Annotated in this window: 21 protein-coding genes and 1 pseudogene; 6 read left to right on the plus strand and 16 right to left on the minus strand. The window is 69.0% G+C overall.

The genetic code is table 11. The features are described from left to right. Window positions 1-620: 620 nt before the first annotated feature. Window positions 621-848, plus strand: coding sequence for a hypothetical protein (locus AB0D28_RS28910; protein ID WP_357390937.1), 228 nt, complete (start codon window positions 621-623; stop codon window positions 846-848). Between the two features lie 101 nt (window positions 849-949). Here AB0D28_RS28910 and AB0D28_RS28915 read toward each other — a convergent pair whose 3' ends face one another. Beyond that, window positions 950-2,101: an XRE family transcriptional regulator gene (locus tag AB0D28_RS28915; RefSeq protein WP_357390939.1), complete on the minus strand. Its 1,152-nt coding sequence runs from the start codon at window positions 2,099-2,101 to the stop codon at window positions 950-952. After that, entirely contained in the window at window positions 2,085-2,753 is a 669-nt protein-coding gene (locus AB0D28_RS28920) for a hypothetical protein (RefSeq protein ID WP_357390941.1), read from the minus strand. Before AB0D28_RS28920 ends, AB0D28_RS28915 begins: the two co-directional genes overlap by 17 nt. 195 nt (window positions 2,754-2,948) lie before the next feature. Between AB0D28_RS28920 and AB0D28_RS28925 the strand changes: the two genes are divergently transcribed. Further along, window positions 2,949-3,578: a hypothetical protein gene (locus tag AB0D28_RS28925; protein WP_357390943.1), complete on the plus strand. Its 630-nt coding sequence runs from the start codon at window positions 2,949-2,951 to the stop codon at window positions 3,576-3,578. Window positions 3,579-4,042: 464 nt separating this feature from the next. Here the strand turns inward: AB0D28_RS28925 and AB0D28_RS28930 are convergent, their stop codons facing one another. The 4 genes from AB0D28_RS28930 to AB0D28_RS28945 form a co-directional block, all read right to left on the minus strand. Further along, entirely contained in the window at window positions 4,043-4,360 is a 318-nt protein-coding gene (locus AB0D28_RS28930; protein ID WP_357390945.1) for a hypothetical protein, read from the minus strand. Window positions 4,361-4,829: 469 nt separating this feature from the next. Next, the gene (locus AB0D28_RS28935; protein ID WP_357390947.1) at window positions 4,830-5,525 is read right to left on the minus strand and encodes an ABC transporter permease; all 696 of its coding nucleotides are present in this window, start codon (window positions 5,523-5,525) and stop codon (window positions 4,830-4,832) included. Further along, window positions 5,522-6,400 (minus strand): ABC transporter ATP-binding protein, encoded by an 879-nt coding sequence (locus AB0D28_RS28940; RefSeq protein ID WP_357390949.1) that lies wholly within the window; start codon window positions 6,398-6,400, stop codon window positions 5,522-5,524. The genes AB0D28_RS28935 and AB0D28_RS28940 overlap by 4 nt, the downstream gene beginning before the upstream one ends. Beyond that, complete coding sequence (locus AB0D28_RS28945; protein WP_262015862.1) at window positions 6,397-6,756, minus strand: GntR family transcriptional regulator; 360 nt, start codon at window positions 6,754-6,756, stop codon at window positions 6,397-6,399. Before AB0D28_RS28945 ends, AB0D28_RS28940 begins: the two co-directional genes overlap by 4 nt. 81 nt (window positions 6,757-6,837) lie before the next feature. Between AB0D28_RS28945 and AB0D28_RS28950 the strand changes: the two genes are divergently transcribed. Continuing rightward, on the plus strand, window positions 6,838-7,179 hold the full coding sequence (locus AB0D28_RS28950) for a hypothetical protein (protein WP_357390951.1): 342 nt from the start codon (window positions 6,838-6,840) through the stop codon (window positions 7,177-7,179). 200 nt (window positions 7,180-7,379) lie between these two features. On the opposite strand, the gene AB0D28_RS28955 is transcribed toward AB0D28_RS28950, so the two are convergent. The 5 genes from AB0D28_RS28955 to AB0D28_RS28975 form a co-directional block, all read right to left on the minus strand. Next, entirely contained in the window at window positions 7,380-7,871 is a 492-nt protein-coding gene (locus AB0D28_RS28955; RefSeq protein WP_357390953.1) for an N-acetyltransferase family protein, read from the minus strand. A gap of 98 nt (window positions 7,872-7,969) precedes the next feature. Continuing rightward, a complete protein-coding gene (locus AB0D28_RS28960) occupies window positions 7,970-8,701 on the minus strand; it encodes a class I SAM-dependent methyltransferase (RefSeq protein WP_357390974.1) in 732 nt (243 codons plus the stop codon). A 205-nt stretch (window positions 8,702-8,906) separates the two neighbouring features. Then, the gene (locus AB0D28_RS28965) at window positions 8,907-9,620 is read right to left on the minus strand and encodes an ElyC/SanA/YdcF family protein (RefSeq protein ID WP_357390955.1); all 714 of its coding nucleotides are present in this window, start codon (window positions 9,618-9,620) and stop codon (window positions 8,907-8,909) included. A gap of 22 nt (window positions 9,621-9,642) precedes the next feature. Further along, window positions 9,643-10,005 (minus strand): PH domain-containing protein, encoded by a 363-nt coding sequence (locus AB0D28_RS28970; RefSeq protein WP_357390957.1) that lies wholly within the window; start codon window positions 10,003-10,005, stop codon window positions 9,643-9,645. Between the two features lie 31 nt (window positions 10,006-10,036). Next, complete coding sequence (locus AB0D28_RS28975) at window positions 10,037-10,345, minus strand: 4a-hydroxytetrahydrobiopterin dehydratase (RefSeq protein ID WP_357390959.1); 309 nt, start codon at window positions 10,343-10,345, stop codon at window positions 10,037-10,039. Window positions 10,346-10,529: 184 nt separating this feature from the next. Here AB0D28_RS28975 and AB0D28_RS28980 point away from each other — a divergent pair, with 184 nt between their 5' ends. Then, entirely contained in the window at window positions 10,530-10,970 is a 441-nt protein-coding gene (locus tag AB0D28_RS28980) for a (deoxy)nucleoside triphosphate pyrophosphohydrolase (protein ID WP_357390961.1), read from the plus strand. 107 nt (window positions 10,971-11,077) lie between these two features. Here AB0D28_RS28980 and AB0D28_RS28985 read toward each other — a convergent pair whose 3' ends face one another. The 5 genes from AB0D28_RS28985 to AB0D28_RS29005 all read right to left on the minus strand — a co-directional run bounded on the left by AB0D28_RS28985 (window position 11,078) and on the right by AB0D28_RS29005 (window position 18,076). After that, complete coding sequence (locus AB0D28_RS28985; RefSeq protein ID WP_357390963.1) at window positions 11,078-12,184, minus strand: succinate dehydrogenase/fumarate reductase iron-sulfur subunit; 1,107 nt, start codon at window positions 12,182-12,184, stop codon at window positions 11,078-11,080. Next, window positions 12,184-14,097 carry a fumarate reductase/succinate dehydrogenase flavoprotein subunit gene (locus AB0D28_RS28990; RefSeq protein WP_357390965.1) on the minus strand — a complete coding sequence of 638 codons (1,914 nt, stop codon included), beginning with the start codon at window positions 14,095-14,097 and terminating at the stop codon, window positions 12,184-12,186. The genes AB0D28_RS28985 and AB0D28_RS28990 overlap by 1 nt, the downstream gene beginning before the upstream one ends. Before the next feature lie 10 nt (window positions 14,098-14,107). Continuing rightward, window positions 14,108-14,929, minus strand: a complete 822-nt coding sequence (locus tag AB0D28_RS28995; protein ID WP_357390966.1) for a hypothetical protein — start codon at window positions 14,927-14,929, stop codon at window positions 14,108-14,110. Window positions 14,930-15,153: 224 nt separating this feature from the next. Next, the gene (locus tag AB0D28_RS29000) at window positions 15,154-16,563 is read right to left on the minus strand and encodes a metallopeptidase TldD-related protein (RefSeq protein ID WP_357390968.1); all 1,410 of its coding nucleotides are present in this window, start codon (window positions 16,561-16,563) and stop codon (window positions 15,154-15,156) included. Window positions 16,564-16,639: 76 nt separating this feature from the next. Continuing rightward, entirely contained in the window at window positions 16,640-18,076 is a 1,437-nt protein-coding gene (locus AB0D28_RS29005; protein ID WP_357390971.1) for a TldD/PmbA family protein, read from the minus strand. A 193-nt stretch (window positions 18,077-18,269) separates the two neighbouring features. On the opposite strand from AB0D28_RS29005, the gene AB0D28_RS29010 reads away from it, so the two are divergent. Together AB0D28_RS29010 and AB0D28_RS29015 are read left to right on the plus strand one after the other, a co-directional pair. After that, entirely contained in the window at window positions 18,270-19,841 is a 1,572-nt protein-coding gene (locus AB0D28_RS29010) for a hypothetical protein (protein ID WP_357390972.1), read from the plus strand. 190 nt (window positions 19,842-20,031) lie between these two features. After that, window positions 20,032-20,191: pseudogene (locus tag AB0D28_RS29015) on the plus strand (ABC transporter ATP-binding protein); the annotation flags it as partial.

The raw sequence follows: 20,191 nt of genomic DNA on the forward strand, positions 1-20,191 counted from the left end.
CGACCAGGCGGTGCGGGCTGCGGCGCCGTAGAGGCATGGGCGGCCGGACTGCCGGCGAGGTGGTTCAAAGTTTCTGTACGTCTTCAAGGCGGCCCTGAACGGGCCGCACGCGCCGCCGCCTGGGCGCGCGTCCGTCGCTCCGCTGGCGCTCCGACTCCGGCCACGCAACACGCCCGGCGGCTGGCGCGGACAGCGGAAAGCCCAATGGGCCGCCGCAGAACGACAGGCCGTAGATGAGTGAGGTGGTGGGCCGGCAGCCGGCCAGGCCGCGCGGCCACGAGCCCGCGCGGCGTAGGAGAGCGCACGCCGACCGCGTCGGCGAGCTGACGGCGGTTGCGGGGCTGCGGTTACTGCGCCTCCGGCGGGGGCGCTCCGGCTCCAGGATGGCCGGGGCTCCGCCGGCGGGTCACGGTCCGTGGGTGGTTGCGGTAGGCCATCCCGCCTGCCATCGACCCGGGCAAGCCGAGCAAACCCCCGCCTGGCCCGCCAGCGTCCGGACGTGCGTCAAGGCCGTCTTGACGTGGCGGGCCAGGCGGCGGCCCGCTCCCCAGGAGGGCGGGTCGACGGCAGACGGGATGGCGCGAAGGTAGCGGGTGGTCGAGGATGGCTAGGATGACTGAGTGATCAAGTATGCCTACGCTCAGCTCTTCACGTACGAAAAGGACAACAGCCGGACGGCGGCGTTTATCGGCCCTGAGGGACGCTCGCAGGAGTGGGCTGCCGAGAACTACGACGCTATCCATCTGAACCGGGTTGCGGCCGAGGGCTGGCGTGTAGTCAACGTCCAGACCAACTCCGACGAAGGCGTCGCCTATCTGCTGGAAAAGCAGGTCAGCTCTCGGCCCTGAAGGCGGTGGCGAAGGGGTCAAGCTCCATCGGCGAGGCGGTGGCCGACCGAGCTTGACCCCTTATGAGCATTGGGATGGCGGTGGCCGAGTGGGCCAGCTGCTCACCGGACAGCACGGAGTTGAGGAGGGCCCGAGGGGGCAGTAGGAGCACTGAAGGGCGCAGCCGTCATGCCTGTGCTCACCGACATGACAGTGAGGCCGAGGAATGCCTCCGTGAAGTCCCGTCGGGGAATTCCCAACTCCTTCGATATGCGCTCAGTCCGCCATCCGTCTTCTCTCGCTAAGGCTAGCACCTGACGAAGTAGGGCCGACTGCTCCCGCGCTACTCCATTCGGCTCGCTGGTTCGGAAGCCTCGCTCGCTCAGGTCGATCATCCAAGTACGGTACTGCCAGTCACTGATGCGCTTAAGTTGGTGCAGCCGGCGGACCATGGCGGTAGCCGACACCTTCCAATACGCCTTCAATTCCATTACGTCAGGCAGGGAAGGGCTTCCCACAAGCTGAGGGATAAGTCCGTCCGCAGGCATCAAGAAGGCGCTGGCGAATGTGTTGGCATCCAGCTCGTACTGACGATTTCTGTTCGTCCGCACGTCTCGGTGAATGCACAGGTGGCCAAGTTCATGCGCTAGATCAAACCGTAGCCTCTCGGCACTCTTCGACGCGTTTAAGAAGACAAAAGGACGATTCTCGTGCCAGAAGGAAAACGCGTCAACCTCCCTCTCGTCAGAAGGTAGCCCGAGAACCCTAACCCCTTTACTCTCTAGCAGAGCTAGCATGTCGGGGATAGGACGTGCGCCCAGACTCCACATGCGGCGCAATGAGTTGGCGGCATCTACGGGTGACGGCTCAGCGTCTTGGAAAGACGCAATCAGCTCCTCGAAGGAGGGGACGTCCACGTCAGGTGTCGCATATCGGCCATCAATCCAGGACGAGAACGCCCGCAGCATGGATGCATGCGACAGGACGCGACTTACCTGCCTCGATGTCATGCTAGATAGTGCGCGAAAACTAACCGCGTCTACTTTGACCTCGTCGAGATCGTCTCCAAAGAAGAACGATTCTGGAAACTCCAAAGCTTCAGCGATTCGAGCAACGGGAGGGTTATCCACCTTCCCCGATTCCCAATCCGTGACAGCCCGGCGGGTAACATCACAGAGCTTGGCAAGGGCCTCCTTAGTTAGGCCCCGCCTTTCTCTTGCCAGCCGGAGCCTACTGGGGTTGAACTCCGGCTGACGCTTACTTTCGGCCAACATTGACGCGAGGAGGCTCGGTCTCGTCCGGCTCCATCGGGGTTACGACGGCACCCCGGAGCGGGATGTAGGGCATGATAATGCGCTCTCTCCACAGGCCGAATTTGCTGTCTGGGCCAAGGGATGTCGCCAACGAAAGCTCAAGATACATGCGGTTATCCCTGGCGTTCAGCATCAGAAACCAGGTGTCACACAGCTCGTCATCCTGTGGGGGGTCCTTGAACTCGGGTAGGTCAAACATCTGCTGCCCGAGAAGATTCTTACGGATTCGCTTGGCGGTCACCGGGCCACGCTTTCGCGAAGCCTTGGGCGCACTAAAGGTCCGCTCGCCGCAGTTGACATCTCCACCGACCACAGCGATCGCAATGCCACGACCCGAGTGGAAGGAGGTTTCGTAGTTGTCGGTCTGACCAATATCCCACCCCTGGTTCAGGTCCAGGAGCTGCGTACGGATTTCGGCCACGGTCTCGGCCCACATCACCTGGCCCTTGTAGGTCCGAGGGTGAACGCGAGACACCTGGGAAGACCGGTCGTGTCCCTTCCGGACCGCTGCGTCGAAGTGGGCAACGCGCAGCCCCATGGAGGCGAGCCGGGCCACCGCCGCCTCACCCTCATGTATGACGCACTCTATGTACTCCTGGCCAGGCTGCGCCACGGTTCCTCCTCCGGGGGCCAACTTCCTCAGAACGTACCACAACTGAGGCGGCATTTGAGGAAGGTCAACTCCTAGCCGTGTTGCGCGCCCAGCCCACGGTGAAGGCAGCAATGCTGACAGCAACCGCATCGGGGGACTGAGGTAGGAGGCGGTCACTTGAAGGTGCAAGGCAATGCTGCGGTGTAGGTTGTCCGCGTGGACGAGCCCACCCCTCAGAGCGTCCCGGTCAGCTTGCAGGAGCGGATGACTTGGCCTGTCCAGGTGCAGGTGACGGTGGCGAGAAGAGACAGCCTCGTGGCGGCTCCCTCGAACGTATGGTTCGAGGAGTTCACGATGCCGCGCGCCGAGACGCTTGATCTGCGCGACAAGGTGGAATCGCTCGTCGACCAGTCTGGCCAGTCTTACCGGATCAGCGTCGAGAGCGGGCGCACCAGCTGGGGCGGCGACAGCGGAGAGATCATGGCAGTGGCTCTCTACGTCAGCGGCGCGGTCACCCAAGCTGCAATCGGGCACCAGGTGGGGAACCTCTTTGCCCAACTTCGCCAGCGACGTCAGGCGCGCACAACCGCCGAAGTGAGGCCGCTAAGCCGTGAGGAGGCGATCTCCCGAGCGAGGTGGAGCGTCGCACGCCGATATGCGGCGATGTTGTCCGTCGGCGCGATCGATGTCGATCGGCTTGACGTCGTCGGGGAAAGTGAGGATCGCGAGAGCGGTGCTTGGACCATCACGCTTCTGAGCGACCTGGGCTGGAACTTCCAGGTGACACTTCGAACCCGGGAGGGCCTTGTGACGATTGACCGGCTGGACGCGAACCGCGAACGATAGTCGCTCCTGGAGTGTGGGGCACTCTGGGGGCACAAGACACCGTCAAACGTCGTCAACCAGCGAGCAGCCATGGCAGACAGGGAAGCCCCGTGAGCAGGCGCAGGAGTGTGTTCCCGCTGGTTGACGGAAAGCGGCTCTGAGTTCCGCTTCAACGTCTGAATCCGGCCTGTTTCCGCAGTTCAGAACGGTGGTGCCTCGCTCTGGGGCGCACCGCGGGGTGCAGCCCCCACGCCTCATCGACCGGCGGCGCGGGGTTGTGGTTACCGCGTCTCCGGCGCGGGACGCTCCGGCTTCAGGACGGCGGGTGCACGACCTGGGCAACCGAGCAGACCTTGCCCGGTCCGCCAGCGTCCGAACGTGTGTCGAGGGCCGTCTTGATGTGGCGGGTCGGGCGGTAGCCCGCTCCTCAGGAGGGCGGGCCGGCGGGCGAACGGGATGGCCTCAGGCTGACAAGCTCTTCAATGTCAGTTTTCTTCCGCATCAACGACCGCCTCAATGTCGGCGCCAGAAGGAGTATCGAGCCAATCCGTGATTTTCCCATCCATTCCACAGCCTTCTATGACGTTCTTGCCCCCTACCGACTTCTCGTGGAACCTGTAACAGTCGCCCTTGGTGGCAATCCATAGAAATTTGTCTTTCCGCGTCGCCCATGGAAACGTCACGGCCCAGCCATCGCAGTCCTTGTCCTTGTTTGCTTCGAAAACATCGCCCGCGCCCTGTTCGGAATTCACTGTCATTACAGGGCGGTTTGAATCGTTCCGCACGACTCCCAGCTTTGCCATGGCTCCACTCCTCAATGGCTGGTTTGCTCGGAAACTTCATTGCCAAACCAGAAGATACCGTCCAGGCCCCAGGGTGTGCGGAAAATCGAAAAATATCGACAACGGCGGCGGCGCCAGGCTGGATACGGAGTGCGCGGACCTGCTCAAGGAGCGCCCAGAGGGCGAATGCGCGACTTGTGAACGTGGGGCAGCGAGCAGTAAAGCGGCAGCACAAGAAAACGGCTCAAGTGCGACTGCGGCTTCGGCAGCGAACTGGTCGCCCGGGGCACGGTGAACGGCGAATTCGAGCTCTGCTGGGAGCTGGCGGACAAGCCGGCCGACATGTGGACGTGCGTGGCGGCGACATCGGATGCCGGACCGGAGAACGCTATCCGGGGCATGGTGGGCCTGCTTCTGGGTGTGCTGGATGGGCACCGGGGCGGTCGCCGGCCCGCTCGCGCGTACCGGCGACCGCCACCCGTACCTGCCGTCAGGCGTTCGCCCGGCGGATGGCCGCCATGCCTCCGATCGCGGCCACCACCGCCACCAGGGCGGGCCACCCCACCAGCAGGCTGACCTGGTGCTGGCTGCTCAACCACTGCCAGATGTCGCCGAACCAGTCCTGCCAGATGACCAGCGCGGTGAGCAGGCCGGCCACCAGGATCAGGGCCGCGCCGGCACCGAGCAGGCCGTTCATGCCGAACCGGACGTACCAGACGGCGACGAAGATGGAGACGAAGTTCAGGAACAGGAACGGCACCGCGTAGACGGCGATCTGCAACAGCCCGTTGTCGACGTCGATGTACGGGATCCGGAAGAACCGGAGCTCGATCCCGAAGCCGCCGGTGGCGCCCTCGATCAGGTTGAGCAGGTAGAGCAGGACGCCGTAGGCGGCCGCCTGCACCACGTTGACGAGCACCGTGGCGAGGTAGAAGGTGCGCCGGGTGACGCCCATGCCGAGGGCGAACGGGAACACCTGGCTGATCGATGCGGCGGCGACGATCGAGCAGACGATGTAGAGGCTGGCCAGACCGCCCGTGGTGTTCTTGCCCGGCGCCGCCTCGTCGATCGAGGCGAAGATCAGCAGGTTGACGCCGAGCGAGATGGCCATGATGCCCCACGGCCAGGCCAGCTGGCCGATCCAGGCGATGGTGTGCATCCGGGCGACGTCGAGGATGCGAGTCATCGGGAGTTCGTCCTTTCCGTCGTCAGGCGCACCACGGCCTGCTGCAGCGATACCGGTGCCAGGTCGATGCCGAGCTTCTTGGCGCGCAGCCGTTCGGCGTTGTCGAACGAGCCGCGCAGCGTCGTCCGGGCGGCGCCGCCGAGCTGTTCGCGGTGCAGCACCGCGTACGCGGTCCCGAACTCGTCCACCGCCTCGGCGGGGCCGGTCGCCTCCATCACCTCGCCGCGCAGGTCGTCGCTGGGCGCGTCGAGCAGCAGCCTGCCGTGATCGAGCAGCACCACGTGCTCGATCAGGTCGGCCACCTCGTCGATGAGGTGCGTGGAGAGCACGACGGTGCGCGGGTTCTCGGCGTAGTCGACCAGCAGCCGGTCGTAGAAGAGCTGCCGGGCCACCGCGTCGAGACCGAGGTACGGCTCGTCGAAGAAGGTCAGCGGCGCCCGTGCGGCCAGGCCGATCGTGACGCCCAGCGCGGACGTCATACCGCGGGACAGCTTGCGCACGTTGCGCTTGCGCGGCAGCTCGAAGTCGTCCACGAGGGACTGCGCGAAGTCCTCGTCCCAGTTCGGGAACAGCCGCCCGGCCAGGCTCAGGACGTGCCGGACCTGGTAGGCGGCCGGGTACGTCTGGCTCTCCTTGATGAAGACCACGCGCGACAGCGCCCGTTCGTTCTCGTACGGCCGCTCGCCGAAGAGTGTCAGGTCGCCACTGGAGACGCTCTGCTGGCCGGTGATCAGCTGCATCAGCGTCGTCTTTCCGGCACCGTTGCGGCCGAGGAGGCCGTAGATCTTGTTTCCCGTCAGGGTGAAGGTGACGTTGTCGAGAGCGGCCACGTCGCCGTACCGCTTCGTGAGGCCGGCAGCCGCCACGACGCTCATCGTTGCTCCTCCCATGTCTCGATGAGCTTCTTCAGCTCCTCGGTGCCGATGCCCAATTTGCGGGCCTCCTCGATGAGTGGCCGCACGTACTGGTCGGAGAACTCGTGCCGGCGACGCTCTCGGAGTGTTTCGCTGGCCCCCGTTGCCACGAACATTCCGATTCCCCGGCGTTTGTAGAGAATCCCGTCATCGACCAGGCGGTTGATCCCCTTGGCGGCAGTCGCGGGATTGATCCGGTGAAACGCCGCCAGCTCGTTTGTGGACGGCACCTGGGTCTCCTCCGCGTACGTCCCGTCGATGATCGAGTTCTCGATCAGCTCCGCGATCTGGACGAAGATCGGCCGACCGTCATCCATACCAGCTCCGTTGGTTCATTACTCATGTAGTTAACCATCGCACCGCCGCGCCGCCCCGTCAAGTGTCTTAGGGTTCGCGTCGTGGAACTGAGGATCGACGAGAGTACGCGCCAGGCACGGGAGTTCGTCTGCGGCTGTTGCGACACCGCCGCGGAGCGGACCTGGGCCGACATCCGCACCCATGACGCGACAGTGGCCGTCTACTTCGCGAGCTGCTACCACCACGACGGCGTGCACGAGGTCTGGATCGACGCGATCCTGGGCAGCTGGGGCCGCGACGACGTCGACGACCACGTCACCTTCGGCTGCCGGGTCGGACCGGTGGCCGGCTCGCCGGGGCCGGCCGCGACGCTCGTCAACGGTGGTGAGGTCGCGGGGACAGCCCGATCTTCGGCCGCAAGCTCAGCCGCGAGGAAGGGCTGACCCATCCCCGGCTCGCCGAGTTCTGGCAGATGGTCGACCTGATCCTGGAGCGGGACGCCCTGGTGCGCCGTCACCTGGCCGGCACCTGACCAGCCCGGTGATCAAGGGGTTTACGTCACCCGGACCACGCCGACCGGACACCAACTCCTTGATCACCGGGGTGAGCCGGGGGCGGAGGCGGGGGAGGGCGGGGGCGGGGGTCAGATCTCTGGGCTGCGGCGTTCGATGAGGGTTACGTCGCGCCAGGTGCCGTGGTGGCGGCCTACCCGCTCGCGGGTGCCGACGACGCGGAAGCCGCACGCCGCGTGCAGCGCGAGACTCGCGGTGTTCTCCGGGAACACGCCGGACTGGATGGTCCAGATCCCGGCCGCCTCGGTGGAGGCGATCAGCGCCTCCAGCAGCGCCCGGCCGACCCCGCGCCCGCGCCCTCGCGGGTGCACGTAGACGGAGTGCTCGACCACGCCGGCGTAGACGCAGCGGTCGGAGACCGCCGAGCAGGCCACCCAGCCCAGCACGTCGCCCGCCTCGTCGAGCGCCACCCAGCGGTGGCCGGCCAGCCGTCCAGCGGTGAACCGCGCCCAGTCCGGCGCCTCGGTCTCGAACGTGGCGTTGCCCTCGGCGATGCCGAGGCGGTAGATCTCCAGCACGACGTCGGCGTGCGAGTCGTCCATGGCGGCGACGGTGACTGTCATCGGTCCCTCCTGCCCGGGACCGCGCAGACCCCGGCGGCGTCAGCGTATCGGCGCAGGCCGAGGGCCGGGACGCGAGACCCCGGCCCTCGGCGTGACCGCTACCGGCGCCGGTAGACGGAGATGTGCGCGCGGCTGTCCGCGTCGAACGGCGACCCGTCCCAGTCCGCGTACCGCTCGGTGAGCCGGAGCCCGGCCTGCTCCGCCAGCTCGTCGATCTGCTCCGGCCAGGCGTACCGCATGGCGAACGGCTTCAGGTGCACGCCGGCGGCGTCGAACGTGACGGTCTGCCGCACGAACGTCTGCGCCGCCCGGTCGTACCGGTGCATGCGGATGGTGGCCGAGTCCTCGGTCACCTCCCGCACCTGGACCTGCTCGTCCCGGTCGAAGTCCGCCGGGTCGGGCACGAAGGTCTCGATGACGAACGCCCCGCCGGGCGCGAGCACCCGGGCGACGTTGCGGAAGCACGCCGCCTGGCGCTCCTCCGAGACCAGGTTGAACAGCGTGTTGAACACCAGGAAGACCAGACGGTACGGCCCCGGGACGGGGACGTCCGCCATGTCGCCGATGGTGACCGGCATGTCGGCGCCGCCGGGCTTGGCGCGCAGGTGCGCCACCATCTCCGGGGACGCCTCGACGCCCTCCACGGCCAGGCCGCGCGCGGCGAGTGGCAGGGCCACGCGGCCGGTGCCCACAGCCAGTTCGAGCACCGGACCGCCCTCGGCCAGCGGGGCGAGGAAGTCGACGGCCGGGGCCGGGTCGGGATTGCCGGGGCCGTCGTAGGTGGCGGCCCAGAGCCGGCCGAACAGGCCGGGATCGTCGAAGAGGGACATCACGCGCCCTCCCGCCGGGCGGACGGGACAGGACGCGGCGCGAGGTCAGTGACCTCCGCCGGAATGGGGTACGACAACACGAAGCCTCGTTTCGGATGGGGTGACGACGGGGCGGCTGGGCTTCGCAGCGTGTGGCATGGCGGTGCTCCCTCCGGTCGGCTTCGCGGGTTCAGCAGAACAGCCAGCGGCCCGGGCGACAACCGGATTACGCCCGCAACGCGTCGTCCACGCCGGTCTCCCGGCGGCCGAGGTGCACCGGGTCACGCCCGGTGAGCACGTCCACGGCGGCCTTCACGCACGCCCCGTACTCCCGGGTGGAGCTGATCCGCCACTGGCGGGCGTACCGGCGGGCGGTGTCGTCACCGACGCCGACGGCCTCGATGCCGGCGTCCCGGCAGAGCGCCACCGCGCGCGGCAGGTGGAACGACTGGGTGACCACTGTGGCCCGCCGCACGCCGAAGACCCGGTACGCGCGCACGCACGAGTCGTACGTGTCGAACCCGGCGTGGTCCAGCACCGTCTTCTCCGCCGGCACACCCCGCTCGACGAGCCAGCGCCGCATCGCCTCCGGCTCGTCGTAGTCCCAGTCCATGTGGTCGCCGGAGAGCAGGAGCGCCTTGACCTTGCCGGCGGCGTACAACTGGCGGGCGGTCTCCAGCCGGCCGGCCAGGAATGGCGACGGCGTGCCGTCCGGTTCCACCTTGGTGCCCAGCACCACTGCCACCGGCGTCTCCGGCGCGCCAGCGGCGTCGAACAGGTGGCCCTCGGCCGTGTCGCGGACCCAGGTCACGCTGGCGACGGTCGCGGCGCCCAGCAGCAGCGCGACGGCGGTGGCGAGCACCAGGAGGCGGCCGGCCAGGCGTACGGCCCGCCGGTGCGCGCCGCGCCAGACCCGCCACCGCGCCGTCAGCCCTCGCATGGCGGCGATTGTGCCAGGCGGGTCAGGAGATGTGGTGCAGGATCACGTTGTGGACGTGGTGGCTCTTCTGCTCGCCCCGGAACTCGACCTCGTAGGTGTGCGTGCCGACGTGCACAGCGATCGACCCGGTGGAGAAGAACGAACCACCCCAGGACTTGTTGCTCACCACGCTCACGCTGGTGATCTTCGAGTACGGGATGCTGGTGATCGCGTACCGCTTGCCGACGAAGGAGCGGTCCTGGATGATCACGCGCCGGTCGGTCAGGCCGATGAAGCCGGTGCCGGTGCCGATCGCGTCGTAGACGGCGATGATCTGCTCACCGGGCAGCAGCCCGCTCTGGATCTGCTGGAACTGTTCCTTGCGGTCGTACGTGGGGCCAGACATGCACCACAGGGTAGGCGGGACGCGCCAGCGCTCAGTGCTCGGTGACCGCCCGGACCGCGTCCTCGATGCGTGCGGCGAGCAGCACCTCACCCTCGGTGAGCGGTTCGCCGTCGTCGTGCCCGAGCCGGATCTGGGTGCGGTCGGCCCGGCGACTGATCTCGGGGCGCAGCCGCAGCGCGTCGGCGACCACCGCCACCCGCTCGGTGAGCGCGGCGTGCTGCGTGTCGTCGAGGACGATCGTGCGGCGGATCTGTTCGCCCTCGCGCGTCCATCCGGACAGCAGGGCGAGTGCGTCGCTGAGATAGTCGTGCTTCGCACGGCCGCTGAACAGCACGCGCATCACCGCACCTCCCAGGCGTCGTTGCCGGCTTGTGGCCAAATCGTCGCCATCCCGTGTCCCAGTCGACGCCCTCTAGTCTCTCGCCGCTCAGATGGTGTGTCCACGCCCACACTTCCGTGTTCTGCTGACCTGACGGCCGACGCGGCTACCCAAACCGCCGATTGATCTGGCACGCTGGTGGCCCGTGCGGACCGAACGGGTTAGCGGAAGCGGGCAGGCCGACCGGCGGGAGCCGAGGGTGGTCGTCGGGGCGGCGATCATCGAGGGCGGCCGGGTGCTGGCATGCGAGCGCTCCGCGCCCCCCGAGGTGGCGGGGCGTTGGGAGTTCCCGGGCGGAAAGGTCGAGCCGGGCGAGGCCGAGACCGACGCGCTGGCCCGGGAGTGCGTCGAGGAACTGGGCGTACGGGTGTCCGTCGGCGCCCGTGTCGGCCGCGACGTGCGGATGGCGCACGGCCGGTCCGTGCTGCGCGTCTACGCCGCCCGTCTGCTGCACGGCGACGAGCCGAAGGCGCTGGAGCACGCCGAGCTGCGCTGGCTGTCCGCCGCCGAGCTGGACAGCGTCGACTGGCTGCCGGCCGACGTGCCGATCGTGGCCGCGCTGCGACCGCTGCTCGACGCCTCCTGAACGAGCACGGCACGGGCCGGGCCGTCCGGAGAACCGGACAGCCGGGCGGAAACGGGACGAGGGCCCGCGGCGTGTGCCGCTGGCCCCCGTCATCGTCGTGCTGCTGTTCAGTGCTTCGGCTCGTCCTGCTGCGGGTGAGCGAAGTTGAGGTGCTCCGGCGGCAGCGGGAACGTCACGTCGTCGCCGAACGGCGACGGCGCGGCGGCCTTGTTGAACGTCAGCTCGGTCAGCGGCAGCCGGCCGTTGGCGTCCACCGCCGGGGCGGTCGGGTGCGGCACCTCGCGGTGCCAGTTGACGCCCTGCTGCGCCTGACGCTCGGCGGCGCTGTCGTGCGAGCCGCCCGCGTGCGAGTGCACCCCGGCGGCGTGCGAACCGCCGCCGTGCGCGTGCGCCCCGCCGTGCGCCCCTCCGGACGTGCCGGTACCGCTCGAATGCCCGCTTGTCGCGCTGGTCTGAGGCACCTGACCCCTCCGGAAGATCTTGTTACCGAGCCACACAAGGGGATCGTACCTGCGGTCGACGACCCGTTCCTTCATGGGGATGATCCCGTTGTCGGTGATCTTGATGTGCTCGGGGCAGACCTCGGTGCAGCACTTGGTGATGTTGCAGAATCCGAGCCCCATGTCCGACTGCGCGTACTCGCGCCGGTCGGTACGCGCGTCGAGCGGGTGCATGTCCAGCTCGGCCGCCCGGATGAAGAACCGGGGCCCGGAGAACGCCGGCTTGTTCTCGTCGTGGTCGCGGATCACGTGGCAGACGTTCTGGCACAGGAAGCACTCGATGCACTTGCGGAACTCCTGCGAGCGCTCCACGTCGACCTGCTGCATCCGGTAGTCGCCGGGTGCCACGTCGGCCGGCGGCGCGAACGCCGGGGTCTCCCGGGCCTTCTCGTAGTTGAACGAGACGTCGGTGACCAGGTCCCGGATCACCGGGAAGGTGCGCAGCGGGGTGACCGTGACGGTCTCCGACTCCTCGAACGTCGACATCCGGGTCATGCAGCCCAGCCGCGGCTTGCCGTTGATCTCCATCGAGCAGGAGCCGCACTTGCCGGCCTTGCAGTTCCACCGGCACGCCAGGTCCGGCGCCTCGGTGGCCTGGAGCCGGTGGATCACGTCGAGGACGACCTCGCCCTCGTTCACCTCGACCGTGTAGTCCCGCAGGTCACCGCCGGTCTCGTCGCCCCGCCAGATGCGGAACTGGCGCTTACTTCCCATCAGTTGTTCGCCTCCTCGGTGAGGGCGTCGAACTCGGCGAGTTCCTCGTCGGTCAGGTACTTGGCCAGCTCTGCCCGGTCGAACAGCCCGATCAGCTCCGGCCGCATCTCCGGCAGCGGCTTCTCGGTGAGCCGGACCGCGTCACCGTCCAGCGAACAGACCAGGTTGACCCGCCGCCACTTCGGGTCCATCGCCGGGTAGTCCTCCCGGGTGTGCCCGCCGCGCGACTCCCGCCGCTCCAGCGCCGCCATCGCGGTGCACTCCGAGACCACGAGCATGTTGCGCAGGTCAAGCGCCAGGTGCCAGCCCGGGTTGTAGCGCCGGCCGCCGACCGCGCTCACCTTCGCCACCCGCTCCCGCAGCTCGGCCAGCCTGCGCATGGCGTCCTCCAGCTCACTCTCCCGGCGGATGATGCCGACCAGGTCGCCCATCACCGCCTGGAGGTCCTGCTGGAGTTGGTAGGGACTCTCGCCGGTGTCCCGCTGCAAGGGCGCCAGCGCCGTCTCCACCGCGGCCTCGACCGCCGCCACCGACACCGCCGGGCGGGCGGTGAGCTGGTCGGTGTACGTGGCGGCGTGCCCGCCCGCGCGCTTGCCGAAGACCAGCAGGTCGGACAGGGAGTTGCCGCCGAGCCGGTTCGAGCCGTGCATGCCGCCGGACACCTCACCGGCGGCGTAGAGGCCGCGCACCGAGCCGTACGCCGCGCCGGAGTCCGGGTCCACCTCGACGCCGCCCATCACGTAGTGACAGGTCGGGCCGACCTCCATCGGCTCCTTGGTGATGTCGACGTCGGCCAGCTCCTTGAACTGGTGGTACATCGACGGCAGGCGGCGGCGGATCTCCTCGGCCGACTTACGGGAGGCGATGTCCAGGTAGACGCCGCCGGCCGGCGTACCCCGGCCCTCCTTGACCTCGCTGTTGATCGCGCGGGCGACCTCGTCGCGGGGCAGCAGCTCCGGCGGACGCCTGTTGTTGTCCGGGTCGGTGTACCAGCGGTCCGCCTCCTCCTCGGTCTCCGCGTACTGCTTGCGGAACACGTCCGGGACGTAGTCGAACATGAACCGCTTGCCCTCGGAGTTCTTCAGCACCCCGCCGTCGCCGCGTACCGACTCGGTGACCAGGATGCCCTTCACCGACGGCGGCCAGACCATGCCGGTCGGGTGGAACTGGAGGAACTCCATGTTGATCAGCGTGGCCCCGGCGCGCAGCGCCAGCGCGTGGCCGTCGCCGGTGTACTCCCACGAGTTCGAGGTGACCTTGTAGGACCGTCCGACACCGCCGGTGGCCAGCACCACCGCCGGCGCCTCGAAGAGGATGAACTCACCGGACTCGCGGTAGTAGCCGAACGCGCCGGCGATCCGGTCGCCGTCGAGCAGCAGCTCGGTGATCGTGGTCTCGGAGAAGACCCGGATCCGCGCGTCGTAGCTGCCGAACTCCTGCTTGTCCTCCTGCTGGAGCGAGACGATCTTCTGCTGGAGCGTCCGGATCAGCTCCAGGCCGGTCCGGTCGCCGACGTGCGCCAGGCGCGGGTACTCGTGGCCACCGAAGTTGCGCTGCGAGATCTTCCCGTCCTTGGTGCGGTCGAACAGCGCGCCGTACGTCTCCAGCTCCCAGATCCGCTGCGGCGCTTCCTTGGCGTGCAGCTCGGCCATCCGGAAGTTGTTGAGGAACTTGCCGCCGCGCATGGTGTCCCGGAAGTGCACCTGCCAGTTGTCGCGCGAGTTCACGTTGCCCATCGCGGCCGCCGCGCCGCCCTCGGCCATCACCGTGTGCGCCTTGCCGAACAGCGACTTCGAGATGATCGCGGTCTTCTTGCCCGCCAGCCGGGCCTCGATCGCCGCGCGCAGGCCGGCGCCCCCGGCCCCGATCACGACGACGTCGTAGTGGTGTCGTTCGATTCGCGTCTCAGTCATGTCCAGGCTCTCAGTTGATGAACCGCAGGTCGTTGATCCAGCCGGCGGCGACCGCCATCACGTAGAAGTCGGTGAGCGCCAGCGTGCCCAGGGTGATCCAGGCGAGCTGCATGTGCCGGACGTTCAACCAGGACACCCCGGTCCACGCCCTGTAGCGCATCGGGTGCTTCGAGAAGTGCTTGAGCCGTCCGCCGATGATGTGCCGGCAGGAGTGGCAGGAGATCGTGTACGCCCACAGCATCACCACGTTGCCGACCAGGATGATGTTGCCCAGGCCGAAGCCGAAGCCCTCGGGGGAGTGGAAGGCCAGGATCGCGTCCCAGGTGTTGATCAGCGAGATGATCGCGGCGGCGTAGAAGAAGTAGCGGTGCAGGTTCTGCCCGAGCAGCGGGAACCGCGTCTCGCCGCTGTACGACTGGTGCCCGTCCGGCACCGCGCAGGCCGGCGGCGACAGCCAGAACGACCGGTAGTACGCCTTGCGGTAGTAGTAGCAGGTGAGGCGGAACAGCAGCAGGAACGGCAGGGTGAGCGCCGCGTCCGGGATGATCCACCAGCCGGGCAGGAACTGCCCGAAGTGCGAGGAGCCCTCGACACAGCGGTCGGTGACGCAGGGGGAGTAGAACGGCGTCAGGTAGTGGTACTGCTCCACCCAGTACCACTTGTGCATGAAGACCCGGACCGTCGCGTAGATGACCCACGCGCTGAGCCCCACCACTGTGATCAGCGGGGCGAGCCACCATCTGTCGGTCCGCAACGTCTTCGCCGCGATGGCGGCGCGTGCCCGCCCTCCCCGCGGCTGCGGTCTCGGCGTCCTGGCCGACGTAGTTGTCATTCGAGTCATCTCCCTGACGTCACTGTCACGTCCTGCGCACGCGCGAGGCCACACCGGCGAACCGGTGCGGCTAAGTGACACACGTTACGCCGATCTTCACGGCCCGGCCGCGCAACGCAGTGTCCCGTGTGTCCCGCAGCTTGGAAAGAGTCAGTTCATGATCAATGTGTCGGGTCGGTCGAACGGTGCGCCGAGCGGTGTCCTGGCACGTTCGGAGCGCGGCGTCACCCGGACGCGCCGCCGGTGAAGTGCCAGGAGGACAGCCGCAGCGTCGGCGCCTCGTACCAGGAGCCGTCGACGCGGCCCGGCTGGCGCACCGCCGCCCGGCCCAGGCCGAGCACCCGGCCCGGCCCCAGCGCCCGGGGATACGACTCGGTGAACCGGAAGTCGCGTACCGCGCGGGTCGGCACGCCGTCCTCGACCAGCCACACCCCGTTGCGGGTCAGCCCGGTGACCACCAGCTGCTTCGGGTCCAGCACGCGGGTGTACCAGAAGTCGCTCACCAGCAGCCCGCGCCGCACCCCGGCCACCAGCGCGGCGGTGTCCGGGTCGCCCACCGCCCCGGTCACGCCCGCGCTCACCGGCCCGGCCGCGACACCCGCGCCCGCATCGGCGACGCGCGGGTCCGCCGACAGGCGGATGTTGTGCGGGATCGGCCCGAAGGTCGCGCTGCCCGGCATACCGTGGCCGGTGGACCCGGTGCCCGCCGCCGCGCCGCCGCGCCTGTCGTACGCCACCGCGCCGGTGGTGCCCCTCTCGACCAGCGGCAACGCCCGCCGGGGTGTGCCCTCCAGGTCGAACGGCAGGGTGCCGGCGTGCAGCGGGTCGTCCACCAGCGTCACCGCCGGGTCGAACTGGGCGGTGCCCGGCTCGGCGAAGGACTGCCGTTCGGCGTACCGCTTGCCGTTGAAGCCGTACCAGGCCAGGTTCTGCAGCAGGTCGGCGACGGCGGCCGGTTCGAGCACCACCTCGTAGTGCCCGGGCGGCAGCTCGACCGGGTCGGCCGCGGCTCGCGCCTTCGCCGCCGCGCGGGCGCCGAGCGCCGCGCCGTCGAGGTCGGCCAGCCGGTCGGCGCAGAGCCGCGCCACCCCGTCCGCGCCGCCGGCCCGGGCGATGCCGTCCATCGCCGCCTCGGCCGCCCGTCCGGTCGCCGTGTGCCCGGCGGAGTTGGCGAACGCCCCCGACCGGTACGCGGTGCGGCAGTAGCCGGCCGCCTCCAGTCCTTCGACCGCTTCCACGAACGCGCGCACCCGCTCGGCCCGCTCGTCGGGCGAGGCGAACGCGGTGGCCTCGTCGACGGCCGGGCCGGACGGCACCGGCGTCGGCGCGGTGAGGCCCGGCCAGGCCGGGTCGGGCGGCGCGAGCCGGGCCGCGGCCCGGGTCCGCTCGACGAGCGCGGCCAGCCCGTCGGCGTCGACCCGGCTGCCGCTGCCGGTCGCGGTCCGCCCGTCCACGTGCAACCGCAGGTGTACGGCGACACCGGTCTCGGCCACGTTCTGGTGGATGAACGAGTTGGCGAACCGGGTCAGCGCCAGGTCGGAACGGGTCACCAGCACCTCGGCCTCGGCGGCCGGACCGGCCGTGTGCCGGACCAGGTCCACCACCCCGGCGGCGATCTCCAGCTCGGCGCTCATGCCGGCACTCCGCTTCGCTGCGTGGCGCCATGAGGCACCGTCGCCCTGAGCCTGCTGATTCGCTCGCTGCGCTCGCTCATGCCCGCACCCCCACCCGGACGCCGCGGAACCGGGCCGGCGCGGCCGGGTGGCCGGTGTGCCCGACCTGGCCGGGCTGCCCCTTCCCGCAGTTGGGCGTGCCCCAGGCGACCGTCTCCGAGGAGAGCATGTCCATCGAGCGCCAGAAGACCGGCCCGATGCCGGTGTAGGTCGGGTTGCGCAGCATCCGCCCCCGGCGGCCCTTCTTCACCTCCCAGCCGACCTCGCAGCCGAACTGGAAGTTGAGCCGCTTGTCGTCGATGGACCAGGAGCGGTTGACGTCCATCAGCACCCCGTCGTCGGTGGCCGCGATGATCTCGTCGAGCGTGTGGGGGCCGGGTTCCAGGCCCACGTTCGTCATCCGCACCATCGGCAGCCGGGCCCAGCCGTCGGCCCGTACGCTGCCGCCGTAGTCCAGGCCGGCGACGGCGGCCGAGTCCCGGCCGGCGAGCACCCCGACCCACCGTCCCTCGCGCACCGCGTCGCGGGCGACCGCCGGTGAGCCCTCGTCGTCGTAGCCGAAGCTGCCCAGCGCGCCCGGGATGGTCGGGTCGATCGTCACGTTCATCAGCTCCGAGCCGTAACGCAGCGAGCCGAGCCGGGCCAGGTCGAGCCAGGACGTGCCGGCGAACGCCGCCTCCCAGCCGAGGATGCGGTCCAGCTCGATGGCGTGCCCGACCGACTCGTGGATCTGAAGCGCGAGCTGCTCGCCGCCGAGGATCAGATCGGTCTCGCCGGCCGGACAGAGCGGCGCGGTCAGCAGCTCGCGGGACTCCTCGGCGATCCGGGCGGCGTGCGCGGCCAGGTCCAGCGAGGTGACCAGCTCCCAGCCGGTGGTGCCGTACTGCCCGCGGTAGCTCGGGTAGGACCGGCGCTGGGTCTCGCCGTCACCGATCGAGGTGGCCGAGATCCCGCCGCCGCACTCCCGGATGCGCTGGTCGATGCGGTGACCCTCGCTGGAGACGAACCACTTCGAGGTGTCCCAGATCTGATAGAGCCCCTCGCCCAGGTCGGCGCCGTGCTCGCGCATCGTGGCGGTGGCCCGGACCAGCAGGTCGCCCTTGTCCGACAGCGGCACCCCGAGCGGGTCGACGGCGCACTCCGAGGCCCAGCTCGCCACCGTCGCCTCGACCGGCACCAGGTCGATCGGCGGGCCGGGAACCCGGGCGCTCGCGGTGGCGATCGCCGCGGCACGCCGGCCGGCGTCGCGGGCCGCGGCGTCGGACAGATCGGGTACGGCGTGGAAGCCCCAACCCGACCCGACGAGCGCGCGTACGCCCAGCCCGATGCTCTCGTCCTGGCTCAGCTCCTCGATGTCGCCGTTGCGTGCCGACATCGACTCGTAGCGGCGGTGCATGACACGGGCGTCGGCGTAGCGGGCGCCCGCGTCGAGGGCGGCCTGGACGGCGGCGGTCGCCGCGTCGAACTCGCTCATGCGTTCGACCCTAGGCGAGCGCACCGACATCCGTCAGGGGACGAGGTCATCCGGCGGCGCGGCCGGTTGTCGCGAAATCGACGCCGGTCAGGGCGGTTGCGGGGCAACCGGAATCGGTCAACGCTGATAAGAAATCCCCATGTCTGCCACTTCCGCGCACCGACTACTCCGCGGTGCGTTGACGCTCGTCGTCATGGTTGCCGCGACCATGTTCGGCGCCACTGCCGCCCACGCCGCGGCCCCACGACTCGGGCTGACCGCCCTCGCCTTCGCCGACACCACTGTGGACGCGACGGGTGACTACGCCGCCAACAAGCTGACCTGGACGGTCACCAACTCCGACCCGGACGCCGACTTCGTCTTCGGCACGGTCACGATGCGCATGCGCAGCACGGTCACCGGCGAACTGGTCGGTCACGACTGGATCGCGCGCTACGCGTACCAGGAGACCTGCTGCAGTGACGCCGTGTACGAGTCGGGGACGCCGCAGCGGTCCACCTACTCCTTCGACCTCCCGGTCCGGCGCTACTCCGACGCGGACACCGCCCTGTGGGAGGTCACCAAGGTCACTATCGGTTACCGGGGCACCACGGCCACGGTCTCCGGGGTCCGCCTCCAGGCGTTCGGCTACCAGTTCACGGCCCGGACGCTGATCGACTCGTCCGGGCCGAGCGCCGACTCGATCTCGTTGAACTCGTTCCTGCGCCGCCCCTACCTCTACATGGGGAACGGTCCGGCGACTGTGACCTATGACTTCACCGTGCAGGACTGGCAGTCCGGCTTCTGGAAGGGCACGATCCGGCTGGCCGGTCCGGGCGGCGCGAGCATCACCACGGCCTTCACCTGGGAACGTGAGGAATACAGCACGGGTCTGCGGTGCGGCCGGGTCAGCAGCGGCCAGCAGGACGGCGTCTACATGGCGTGCGCTGTCGACGTGGCGTTGCCCTCGGACACGGCCACCGGCAACTGGCGGGTGGCGGCCCTGGTGCTCCGGAACAATGCCGGCGGGACGACCACCTACAAGAATCCGACGGCGCCGTCCGTCACCACCACGACGAACTCCACGCTGCGAGCGAGCGACTTCGCGGTGAGCCCGAACCCGGTGGACAACTGGCGTGACTCGGTGATGACCGATGTCAGCATGGTCGTGACCGACGCGCGGAAGGGGCTCTCGACCATTCAGCTCGACCTCGTCGGCGGCTGCCAGCAGTACGGCCTGCCCACCACGAGGGCGGACGGTCGTGTGGCGGTACGGGTCATGGTCTACCAGCAGACCGAGGAGTGCGTGGTCGAGGGCTTGGCGGTGGTCGACGGCGCGGGCAACGTGGCGCTGTACGGAAGCATGTACCGCGCCCCGGATCCGGGGTTGACCATCACGCGGGTGCCGAGCACCAACCCGCCGATGGCGCGGAGCGCCACTCTCGACCCGTCCTCGGTGCCGTCGAGCGAGGTGGGGCAGTCCTCGGTCAAGCTCACCATCGACGCCGAGGTGCAGGTCGCACCGATCAACGGCGTGGGTGTCTACCTGTACGACGCCGACGGTGACATGGTGTCCCAGTCCTTCGGGGGCATCAACCAGGCGCCCGACGGGACGGTGACCACCTGGGTCTACCTTCCGTGGCAGGGGTTGTCCCCGGGGAGGTACACGGTGGGATTCGTGCTGAGTGACGCCGCCCGGGCCAGCACCGCCTGGAACATGCCGGATCGCCCGGACAGCCGCACGCTGCCCGGTGGTCCGGTGGTCCTCACCGTCACCGAAGGCTGATGTGTCTCCCGGTGGGCGGGCCGAGCCCGCCCACCGGGGGCACGTGCGGTGAGTGCGGATCTGCGGCAGGATCGGCTGATCGGAGACCATGTCGTTACGCTCCGGCCGCTGACAGCTCGCGCTTTGTAGCTTATTTTCACCTTCGGTGATTTCCTGTAGGTTCTCTTCATCACCGAAGGGGAGGCGGTCAATGGGCAGGTCGGAGGCGGTGCCGTCCGGGGAGCCGGACCGCCCGGAGGTGCCGGAGCAGCGCTCCGGCGACGGTCCCTATCTCCAGGTCAGGGATCTGCGGGTGCGGTTCGACACCGAGGACGGTGTGGTGCGGGCCGTGGACGGTGTGTCGTTCGCGG

The organism is Micromonospora sp. NPDC048169 (assembly GCF_040652815.1).
GTDB lineage: Bacteria > Actinomycetota > Actinomycetes > Mycobacteriales > Micromonosporaceae > Micromonospora.